Annotated in this window: 14 protein-coding genes; 2 read left to right on the forward strand and 12 right to left on the reverse strand. The window is 60.2% G+C overall.

Annotated features, from left to right (window positions below; all coding sequences use genetic code 11):
- Positions 1-138 precede the first annotated feature (138 nt).
- The 6 genes from ACZ6YI_RS05315 to ACZ6YI_RS05340 all read right to left on the reverse strand — a co-directional run bounded on the left by ACZ6YI_RS05315 (position 139) and on the right by ACZ6YI_RS05340 (position 3521).
- Positions 139-462: a hypothetical protein gene (locus ACZ6YI_RS05315; RefSeq protein WP_465777730.1), complete on the reverse strand. Its 324-nt coding sequence runs from the start codon at positions 460-462 to the stop codon at positions 139-141.
- Between the two features lie 153 nt (positions 463-615).
- A complete protein-coding gene (locus ACZ6YI_RS05320) occupies positions 616-873 on the reverse strand; it encodes a hypothetical protein (RefSeq protein WP_465777731.1) in 258 nt (85 codons plus the stop codon).
- A gap of 155 nt (positions 874-1028) precedes the next feature.
- Positions 1029-2048, reverse strand: coding sequence for an alpha/beta hydrolase (locus ACZ6YI_RS05325; RefSeq protein WP_465777732.1), 1020 nt, complete (start codon positions 2046-2048; stop codon positions 1029-1031).
- 202 nt (positions 2049-2250) lie between these two features.
- Positions 2251-2592 (reverse strand): ribonuclease E inhibitor RraB, encoded by a 342-nt coding sequence (locus ACZ6YI_RS05330; RefSeq protein WP_465777733.1) that lies wholly within the window; start codon positions 2590-2592, stop codon positions 2251-2253.
- Positions 2593-2652: 60 nt separating this feature from the next.
- Positions 2653-3273: a hypothetical protein gene (locus tag ACZ6YI_RS05335; protein WP_465777734.1), complete on the reverse strand. Its 621-nt coding sequence runs from the start codon at positions 3271-3273 to the stop codon at positions 2653-2655.
- A gap of 71 nt (positions 3274-3344) precedes the next feature.
- On the reverse strand, positions 3345-3521 hold the full coding sequence (locus tag ACZ6YI_RS05340) for a hypothetical protein (RefSeq protein ID WP_465777735.1): 177 nt from the start codon (positions 3519-3521) through the stop codon (positions 3345-3347).
- Positions 3522-3755: 234 nt separating this feature from the next.
- Here ACZ6YI_RS05340 and ACZ6YI_RS05345 point away from each other — a divergent pair, with 234 nt between their 5' ends.
- Both ACZ6YI_RS05345 and ACZ6YI_RS05350 read left to right on the forward strand, forming a co-directional pair.
- Positions 3756-4136 (forward strand): hypothetical protein, encoded by a 381-nt coding sequence (locus tag ACZ6YI_RS05345; protein ID WP_465777736.1) that lies wholly within the window; start codon positions 3756-3758, stop codon positions 4134-4136.
- Positions 4137-4276: 140 nt separating this feature from the next.
- Positions 4277-4642 carry a hypothetical protein gene (locus ACZ6YI_RS05350; RefSeq protein WP_465777737.1) on the forward strand — a complete coding sequence of 122 codons (366 nt, stop codon included), beginning with the start codon at positions 4277-4279 and terminating at the stop codon, positions 4640-4642.
- A 50-nt stretch (positions 4643-4692) separates the two neighbouring features.
- Here ACZ6YI_RS05350 and ACZ6YI_RS05355 read toward each other — a convergent pair whose 3' ends face one another.
- From ACZ6YI_RS05355 to ACZ6YI_RS05380, 6 genes are all read right to left on the reverse strand, one after another.
- Complete coding sequence (locus ACZ6YI_RS05355; RefSeq protein ID WP_465777738.1) at positions 4693-4884, reverse strand: hypothetical protein; 192 nt, start codon at positions 4882-4884, stop codon at positions 4693-4695.
- Positions 4885-5109: 225 nt separating this feature from the next.
- A complete protein-coding gene (locus ACZ6YI_RS05360; RefSeq protein WP_465777739.1) occupies positions 5110-5490 on the reverse strand; it encodes an antibiotic biosynthesis monooxygenase family protein in 381 nt (126 codons plus the stop codon).
- A 98-nt stretch (positions 5491-5588) separates the two neighbouring features.
- Positions 5589-6719 carry a serine hydrolase domain-containing protein gene (locus tag ACZ6YI_RS05365; RefSeq protein ID WP_465777740.1) on the reverse strand — a complete coding sequence of 377 codons (1131 nt, stop codon included), beginning with the start codon at positions 6717-6719 and terminating at the stop codon, positions 5589-5591.
- A 976-nt stretch (positions 6720-7695) separates the two neighbouring features.
- Positions 7696-7944 (reverse strand): hypothetical protein, encoded by a 249-nt coding sequence (locus ACZ6YI_RS05370; RefSeq protein ID WP_465777741.1) that lies wholly within the window; start codon positions 7942-7944, stop codon positions 7696-7698.
- Positions 7945-8626: 682 nt separating this feature from the next.
- On the reverse strand, positions 8627-8914 hold the full coding sequence (locus ACZ6YI_RS05375) for a hypothetical protein (RefSeq protein ID WP_465777742.1): 288 nt from the start codon (positions 8912-8914) through the stop codon (positions 8627-8629).
- Positions 8915-8943: 29 nt separating this feature from the next.
- Complete coding sequence (locus tag ACZ6YI_RS05380) at positions 8944-9933, reverse strand: hypothetical protein (protein WP_465777743.1); 990 nt, start codon at positions 9931-9933, stop codon at positions 8944-8946.
- Between the last annotated feature and the right edge of the window lie 2 nt (positions 9934-9935).

The following is a 9935-nucleotide window of genomic DNA, read 5'->3' on the forward strand; positions in this document are numbered from 1 at the left end:
GAAAATGCTAAGACGGTAACGGCAGTAGCTGTCGTGGCTTTAATCTCGCTAAATCTTGCGCCCCATCAGTTTTCGCGGGCGTCACTTGGCGCTTTCTCGTATCGCGATAACTTGCGGAACCTGGACTCCCGATCCTGATCAGTGCTGTTTCGCATCGGCAGCCCGCTGTGCGTCAGTACTCGTATTCGTGCCCTGCCCCTTGGGTGTCGACGGGACCGGTGAGCCGTATTCGTCCTTTTGCCTCGGGTCGCGCGAATGGGTGGTATTCATCGCGTCGTTCCAGTGCTGCTTCTGCTCATGCTGTTTCGAATTGGCGGTCTCGTTGACCGTCTGCGGTGCCGAGTTCGCCGTCTGAGTCTTCGACTCTATGGGCGCGTCCTTTGACCTGGGGGCATCCTGACCTGCCACGCACATGCTTATGGACAGGCCGAGCATGGCAATGCTTAGGGCGGTAATTCGCATGGGATCTCTCCTGGCGGTGGGATTCGAGGCTCCCACTTCCCGCCTCACGGCGACGCCGACGGCCCGTGAAACCATCGCCTGCTAGCACCTCAATTCGTACGGGTAAATCACACTCATCACTAACGTGAAGGATCTGCCGAACTTTCATATACCTCATTCATTGCGTACGCAAAAACGTGCGGTATAAAGATCCGTCATCGTTAACGCACCCGCAGTCGTAGTCGCCGTATGCTCCGCCAGCTCCATCGTCGTCAGAACCTTTCGCTTATCCTTTCCGTCCTTGAACTCGCTGGTATAAGCACCCCGCAGGCGCAAGCCGACGCGCTCGGCAATATCGCCACGGCGCGCAAACTCTCCCGAATGCTGATAGGCGGCAACGTCCCGTCGATGTTCGCCCGTGGTGCCGATCACGCCTTCGGCCTCAAACGGGGCTGGATGGACCTTCCGCACAATGCCCCGCCAACGCTGCCGGCACGGTTGGGCGTGGTCGCCGTTGAGCCGACTTCCGTGGCTGAGTCGCTACCGCCATCGGCCTGTGAGGAGGCCGACGTTCCGGCGTAGCGAAATCAGTGCGCTTCGCCCTGGTGACCCGAAAGCGTCATCGCCTGAAGCACGGCGTCGACGACCACTTGTGGACGGTCGTATTGGATGTAGTGCGTGCTGTCGGGAACGATCATGTTGACGCCCCGGCTGGACATGGCCGCCATGCGCGCGTGCAGGCGCTCCCATGAAAGGGTGCGAAGGTCGCGCTCCGTTTGCGTCTCGTCATCGCGTTTCGGGTAAGGCGAATGGATGAGGACAAACAGCGGCATGTCACCGTAGTCCTTGCGCGTAGCCCGAACCTGCTCGCAACTCACACCGGCGACGTTTTCCCGTTCCGAAGCGACCGCCGCCTGCCATCGTTCGCTAGTCGCGTAGGCTCGCTGGGCAGCGTTGATGGCCTCGCTGAAGCGCGGATCGGCATCATCGCCAATGCACCGCTTGTAATCGGGTGTACCTGGTACGAGGCCCTTTTGTGCGAGTTCGATGCATCCATGGGCCTGTACGAGGTAGGCCTCATATTTGGCCTTCTGGTCCGGGGCACCTATCGCCCACCCTTCGGTGAACTGATCCTCGTGCGACGCCTCCACCATCACCATCCCCACCACTTCATTACGGAAGCGGTCGGCAAATGCCCTGGCGTTGAGGCCACCGAGCGAATGGGCCACCAGGACGTAGGGCGGCTTGATTCCGGCCGCCTGCAAAAGGTGGTGCAAGTCGTCGGCTGCGTTCTCAGGCGTTCCGGCACGTGTCGCCGCATCGCTGAAGCCCAATCCGGCCCGGTCGAACGAGCAGGTGCGTGTGCGACGCGAGATCGCGGGCTGGACCAGCGCCCAACTGATCGTCGAGTCACCCAGGCCAGCATCCATGATGACGCTTGGCGAGCCCTGCCCCGTGCAATAGAGATTCATGCGACGGCCATGGCCCACATCGACCAACTGGGCCGGGCGAGCGTAAACCGGATCGGTAATAACAGGCTCCGCCGCATTCGCGACTCCCGCCAACGCGCAGGCCAGGAGCAGGCCCAGGACAAACGACTTCGCCACGTTTTCCCCCTGTGATCGTCTGAGCGCCGGAGTATGCCAGACGACCTGAGACGCGCAGCACCCTCTGGGCGCAAAGGGGAACCGGCTCACCGACGCAACGGTCGCCACGGGATCGCGCAATCTTTCTACGCGACCCCGTTCCGTTCTGTAGGCGTAGCCCTCGCGGATGCGAGGGGCTTTTCGCTTCCCCTGTAGGGTTCTCTCAGTTCTGGGCGATGCAGCCCCAGCCATCCAGGACGCCACCGAACCCTTCGGATTCGCCTTCGAGGGCAGCCTCGAACGCGGAGATGTTCTCGTGGCTGGGTTCCATGAACGGATGGAGGAACACCTGCCACGGCATCTCGTCGCTATCTTCGTATTCGGAGAACGAGACCTTCTGGCCCTGCCTCAGCATGGCCACGCAGAACTCCAGAGCGGCCTGCTCCGTCTCGAACAGCACGGCGAAGTCGATTTCGCGCGGGATGGAGAGGTTGTCGCCCTCGGCAACCATCTGGCGGAGGACCTGGCCGTTGTCATCGTCTGGGAACATCAGTTCGTCGGTCATCGGATTATCTGTGGGTCGTGGGGACAAGGCCATTATGCTCGCTTCGTCAGCGTAGGCTAGCTACACATCCCGTTCATCCATGTCACCGAGATCCTCAAGCTCCCAAATCCAGCAGTCATGGGGAAGACGGTGCTTCAGCACGTGGCTGATCGTGTAGCACCTCCCCGTCTTGTCGAAAAGTACCTGTTCCACGCGACGCCCCAACCAGGAGCGCTGATAGCGATAAACCCATCGATACCCGAGCACGTCGGCACGCTTCAGGCGACGATACGAAAGCGCCGACTTGAAGATAATCGACTCATCGTCGATTTCCAGCGTGGCTGTGGCCGTGTCGGCCACCACCACCGCGCACAGCAGCGCAATGACGGACATGATTACCATATTCCCAGCAAGGGGATGACCGGGATATGTCAGCCACCGGTAAATGATGAATCCGATCATCCAGAGCACGGTGCCGATGAAGATCGCGGCGAGCAGCTTCACGAGGATGTGGGAATCGACACGCTGGACCGGGGTCCCGCCCACTCCAGTCCGACGACGGCCATAGCGAAGCCGCGCGCGCGAAATGGCGTCCTCGACGCCATCGTCACCGCGGCGGGCCTTCGAGACGTTTCTCCAGCCCACGACCACCAAGACCGCAAGGAAAAGAATGCCTCCGACGAGCCGTAGCGCGCTATCCATCACGCTTTAAAAATCAACATTCGCCCGCCCTACCGTCGCTCATCGACGCTTGACGGGATCGCCGCTGCCACTCACGGTCTCACGACCTTACCGTGCTCATCCAGGAAAGCGATCTCGGGGGTGCCAGTGGCCGGTACGGACAACTTGATCCGATCGTGACCAGCGGCATCCACGCCTGATAGCACCGTTACGGCGAATGCCGCGGTGAGAATGCCCGAATAGACGACAAGGAAACGCTGGCCGAACATACCTAAATCCCTGTGGTGTGTTGTATTAGAGCTATCGCTGACCGGCGACTTACACGGGTACGGCCTGCGAGTCCCCTTAGTTGGTTCACCATCCCGCCATTGGCGGATCGTAACCACCGGGCAGGCAGGTGTCGAGGCGACCACTTCCTCCACTCCATGGGGACCTTATTTAGTACAGTTGGCGGACGACCGGACACAGGGGAACAGGGGAACAGGGGAACAGGGGAACAGGGAATGATTAGACAAACATGGGTCACCGTAGCAGCGGCCATCGCTATCGCGATGCCGTCATTGGCTTCTGCGGATGTCACGACTATCCAGGAGCGAGATGCCTTCGATCTAAAGGAGGCCTCGATTTCGCACGCCATCGGCATGGCCATATTCTGCGGAGACGAGGCTGGCAGGAAGCGGCTATCTCAAGCCGTCATCTCGCAAGCCATGGACGAGAACCTGAAGCGAGGACCGGGTGCCTATGATGCTGTGCGCGAATTTTGGCAGATCGTCGAAGCCCGCGCCGACGGCACGGCTGAAGGCCTGGGCATGGCAAAGGTCTCCGATGAAGGCAAGGCCGCATTATGCGAAGAACGCGGCCGCGTGGCGAAACAAGTGCCGTAGCAACCGGTCAACTCAACGTGCCTGCTCGGGAAAGGCCAGCCGATGCGCCGCGCGTGTCTGTAGGGATTTCCCTACACCGCAATGCCAGTTAGTCGGGCTGTGGCTCAGCTGCTAGCATCCCCTGGAACCGGGAGGACCCTATGAAACGATACATCGGCGTTCTGTGCGTAGTGACCTGTGCGGCTCTTCACATCACGGCTGCCCAGGCCGAAGAGAAGCCGAAGCTCACGTGCGACCGGGGTGGCGAGATCGCGAAGTATGGTGGCACTGACTGGATGGTATATGGCTGCTCGGATGGAAAGACTCTCGCCTTCCTGGCCGCCCAGGGCAATCCAGCCTCTCCGTTCTACTTCATGCTCACGCCCAAGGACGGCAATTATCAACTTTACGGAGAAGGCAACGGCGACAAGAAGCTCACGGATGCCGCATATGCCGCGCTTAAATCGCTAACTCCAGCGCAGATCGACGCACTTCTCTCCAGCCGCGGACCATCGACCGGCCATTAGCCACTTCACGATCAAGTGCGTGCTTTAACGCAAGGGATCGCGGCCAACGGTCAGCGGCCGCCGCCCGGATCGCGATCGGATTGCGGGGAGTTCGGCGCGGCAGGATCATCTACCGCCCGGCGATCTTTCTTCGGATCATCCCGGTTCGGCTCCCTCGGCGGAGGGTCCTTCTTCGGCGGCTGTTTGTCGACGGACGTAGGGTCGCCGATGGGACCCGGGTTGCTGATCTGATCGTTGTTCATTAAATACTCCCATGCGGTCATCCGTTGGACTGGCCAAACCTGCGCGTGGGGCTGTGATATCGGCGTCACCGGAGCATGGAGAACCGACATCATCTAGTCGGGGCGAAACGATACGTGGCGACGTTAACCTTCCAACCAAAATGGAAAGTGATGCTGGTCTGCACCGGGCCTTGCGGCTCTTTCGTTTCGCAAAGCCTGATCGGGCCTTAGGGTGACGACCGTGGTTCAGATAGGCGTAAGCAGGTCCGCGACGGGGTCCAATAAGGTTTCGGGCAGATGCTCAAGGATGGTGTCCTTCATCACCGCTTCCGCATCTTCGTCCAGGGGCCCCTGGGAGAATGCGGCAGCCCGAATTTCAGCGCTGGGCCACTGGGCGTAGCTGTACCAGATGCCATCCGACCCCCTATGGAGGCGAGCTCCCAATGAGCCTCGCTCGACTTTCAAGCGGCTTGTGATCCTGGCCCAGGCAGCAGCGAACTCCGCCTCCATGTCAGCACGCACTCGCCAGCGGTACAGCACCGCGAAGCCGACGGAGCTGGCCGCAGGCGGAACCTCCCCGCCTGTGCCGTCGGGGCCAATGCGCGTGGTAAACAGTGGGTCGCTCATTCGCCATGCTCCATCCATGAGAGACTCCAGAGTAGCACCGCCCTCATTGCCACATGAGAAGGTGTCCGGCCCGATCGCGGATTAGTCAGCTGCTTCAGCTATTCCCCTCTGAGTCCGGCATTAGGATGGAGCATCATGATGAATGCATCGCGTGCATGCTCAACCTCATCGTCCTCGCTATCATTGGTCAGGATGACTATGGTCGTATTCTGGGATGGAAGCATGGTCAGCTCCGCTTTGAATCCGCGCCAATGTCCACCATGTGAGACGCTAGCGATCCCTTGGATAGATGGCTTGAGACTGAGTCCGAATCCGTACGGGCTTAGGGAACCGTCCACCAGCCTGACCGAGGTTGTGGCGTCCCTCCAATGCTCAGCTGACATGATTTTGCCATCGCGTAACGCGGTCGCCCAGGTGAGCAGATCACCAGCAGTCGAATAAATGCCGCCTGCACCGTACAGGTAGAGACCAGGAACTTGATCGAACGGCCTGCGCGACCCATCAGGTGTCTTGCGCATGGCGTACGCCCGCTCTGTGCCTTGGAGGGTCTCAGCTGATGGAGTCCGAACCCAGCTATGCCGCATCCCCAGCGGCCTGAAAAATTCGTCGTGAAGGAAGGAGGCGTAGCTCTTACCTGATGCATTCTCAATAATCTTCCCGAGCAGCGTGTATCCCGTATTGCTGTAGGAAAACGCCGCGCCTGGCTCAGTCAAGAGTGGCTCGCGCGAAGTCTTCAGGACATCGACAATGTCTGACAGGTCTATCGGTCCTTTGGCGTCGCCATTGAGAACCTGCTTCGTGTAGTGCGGCATCATGTCTGGAACACCCGAAGTCTGGTTCATCAGGTGGCGGATCGTAATAGTCGGGTAAGGAAAGCCCGGCAGAAATCGCTCAGCTGAATCGTCGAGTGAGAGGCGGTTCTGCTCGGCAAGCCTGACAATAGCAGCCGCTGTGAACTGCTTGCTGATCGATCCGATATCGAATGCAGTGTCCGTGGTGATTGGCTTCGTCCCGTCCGCGGAAGTATTGCCCACCGCTTTTTGCACGATGATTCTTCCATGCTGCGCGACTAGATACGAACCGCTGCACGCCAACGTCGCCGCGCACTGTTGTATGTATTTCGCTATTGCGCTCCCTGCCCTGCCACCTTCGGCGGCGGCAGGCACGTAAGCATTGGCGCCTAACGTAGCGCCAAGCAGGGTAATGAAGACGACCTTGTTCCGGTCCATACACTCCTCCACAATCCGCCGTCATGGCGTCATCGGAGTCTGCGAGCGCGGCGCCATGACTCGGGAAAAATTCCGACGAATGCTAGAAAGGAAGGGACGAGACTGCCGATTGCCGCCCCAGAATAGGAGAAGAGAAGTCACACGCGTCGGCATAGCCAGCGCCGTTGAATACGTCGCAGGAATGCAGCATAACCAGCACCAAAGCCTTCGGGGTGCACATTTTCAGCGCAGGACGGGACTGCCGGGCGGCCAACCGCAAAGCCACCTTACCTATAGGCGCTCCCCTACTGGGTCAGCCTCGGTTGCCTGGTGGTGCACCGCCTGCAGTGCGACTTGGGCCCTCTCGATTAGTACTGACGGCAGGCTACTGCTAGCTACAACTCATTCCAGGAAGAACATCACATGGACTTACCGTCGCTGATATCTACAGGCTCCTGCGCGCTCACACGTCTCGGGCCCTGCCGTAGCTCGTTCTGCGTAGCGTGGTACTCGATCGCTGACGCGGCGGTCCTCTGCGCCTTCTTCGTTTTCTGGTTCCGTGACACTGCCAAGCACGAGGGCCGCAGGAAGGCGATTCGCTACTTTCTGCCGATCGCCATTATTGTGGCGGCCTCAGTTGCGCTGTGCGTGTATCTGGCGATGGACTGACGGCTTGCCTACCACGAAATGATGGCGACTCGTTCGTCCGTGGAGAACCTTAAGCACGTCGGCCACGACCGGGACGGGAATGATGCCGTTGAGCCTGGAGGGTGATGCCGAGAGACGGCCAGATGGTGCCCGGAGTGGGACTCGAACCCACATACCCTTTCGGATGAGGGATTTTAAGTCCTGTGCATGAAGTAGGCATTTCATGCGGTTAGGAACTCTATTTTTACGGTACACCACGCTCTATGTGCCTGACGCTCCATGTGGACGGGCAAGAATTTTACGGGGTGTGTTTCCGCAATATTCCGGCCATGGAGCGCCACCCTCCTACCTACCGCCGGTCGAGATAGCGGTCGATCGCCGCTCGTGCGCGCTGGCTGGCTTCCTCCTCTGTGGAGCCTTCCTCGAAGCGTGCCCCGTGGGTACCGCGCGGCTCTATATAAACCTGGCTCTGAAGCTGTGGAGGGATCACGGGAAGGTTGTAGTGGGCAGCCCACTTGTCCCGTGACGGAACGTACTCACAGCGGATCCGAAGGTCTCGATAGATGGAAACGGTTGGTGCGTAGGTTGCGTCGTTCATTTTTCAGCTCCTTTGGCGTGATGCCGGGAGCAGAGTCGGAAAACCAAGCAGCCAAGTCAAGCATTTTTTCTAATTACAACAGTATGTTATATGAAACCACACCGCATATAAGCGAGAACACAACGCACCTTGTGCACCCTTCGAGCACTTGACTGTTAATCAGGGGGTCGTTGGTTCGAGTCCAACTTCGGGCGCCAGAGATTTCAAGGCCTTGCAGCAATGCAGGGCCTTTTTCTTTGGGCCGCGTGTAAATTTGCGTGTAAAAATAGCGACGCTGTCCGGTCGCGATCGGTGAGAACCAGTGGTCAGAAAATGACCACATGAACTCCTTTCGATCGACCCAGCGCGCCCGCCGCAACGGCTCGGGCAGTTTCAGCTACGGCGGCCCTGGTTACACGTTCTGCGAGCGACACCGCGAGCGTTACCGCAATGATCACCGTTGTCCCGGATGCTTCCCAGGCTACAAGCCTCCTCAGCGTGCAAGGTGGCGTTGATGGGTTTCTACGGTCGAAGCGAATGGCAGCGGCGGCGCGATCGGCAGCGCGAGTACGAGAACGCCTGGATCGAATGCCCGGTACCCGGTCACGGTGGGTACAACCCATGGCAGAAGACGCTTGGCGGCATGCGCCGCGGTGGGTGCCCGAAGTGTGCGGCAGCTAGATATGAGGCGGCGCGGAAAGGTCTAGAGTCGCCGCAGTAGCCAGCGGGTCGCCATCTTGATCACGAACGCTTCCTGCTCGGCGATCGGGGCCTCGTCGCCCCTCGGCCACGGTGCCGGCCCGAACATCACCCTGCCCTCCACTGCCTCGCTGTGGTTGCCGTCGGGGAACAGGCAGACGCGGTATCCATCCATGGTCGCCAGCTCGCGCACGAAGCCCACGCGTCGCCCGGACGCGTCCAGAGCGAAACGGTGAGGGTCGACGGCGCCCAGTAGGCTGACGTCTCGTGCTGGCCAGGTCACTTTGCTCATGGCGTGGCGGAGGATACGCCACCCCAGTCTCACCCCGCGGGAGCGATGCCACCATCGAGCGCAGCAACGCGCTCCAGAGCCGCCGCCAGCTTCGCCTCGAGGTCGGCGATCCGGGCATCGTGCTCCTGCCACGCCGCGGTGAGGTACACCGGCAGTCGGTCGTAGCTGATCGACTGAAGGACGGGGACGTCCACCAGCACGGGCACAGGTGGTTCCCACCCTTCCGGTTCCTGGCCAGGCAGATAGGGTGTCGTATCCCCCTGCCACTCGATGTCCTGCTCGACAGCGTCTTTCTCGCCGACGACGATCAGCGGCAGAAGAGCCTGCATCTCGTGAGCGATGAACCCCGCATAGACCTGTCCCGTCTGTTCGCGGCGGTCCCGGTACTCGATAGGCTGGGCGGCCCGGAGCGCCTCGGCGGCGCTGGCGGGAGCGACTGCAGCCACGACGTCTTTGATGCGGTAGTCCGAATTCTGGGTGAGGGATCCGGCAAAGGTCGCCGAGCCATTCGAGTTGAACACGAACTTGTTGGTGCCCGAGTCGAAGTGGAAGCCGATGAGGGGCGCGCTTGTCGTGGTGCCACCGGCGTAGCAATGGATACCGCCCAAGTGCCGGAAACCCCAATGGGTCCAGCTCATACCAACGTAGGTGGAACCGGGGTTCTGGCAATCGATCTGCAACGCGGGCTTGTAGGTCCCCGCGGTCCACTGACCATAGGAACTACCGATGCCAGAATCCGAACCTGTGTTTGCGACGCGGAAGGAGAACTCCGTGCCGACACCGGTCTTAGACATCATGCCCGTGAAAAGAGGATTTGCCACCGGCAATTTCAGCGCGTCCTGTGAGTCGACGTACGATTTGTCGGCTTTCGCGGCGAGACCGGTTGAAGCGCCGTCGGCGGTCGACTTAACGGCGATCAGGCGCGTGTCGAGGTCGTTGCAGTTGTTATCCAGCTTGCGCAGCGCGCCGCTGGTGTCATCGCCGGTGGCGGGATCGAAGTTGGGGCGGGTCTGTGCCATGA

It is taken from the genome of Luteibacter sp. NPDC104163, assembly GCF_055584245.1.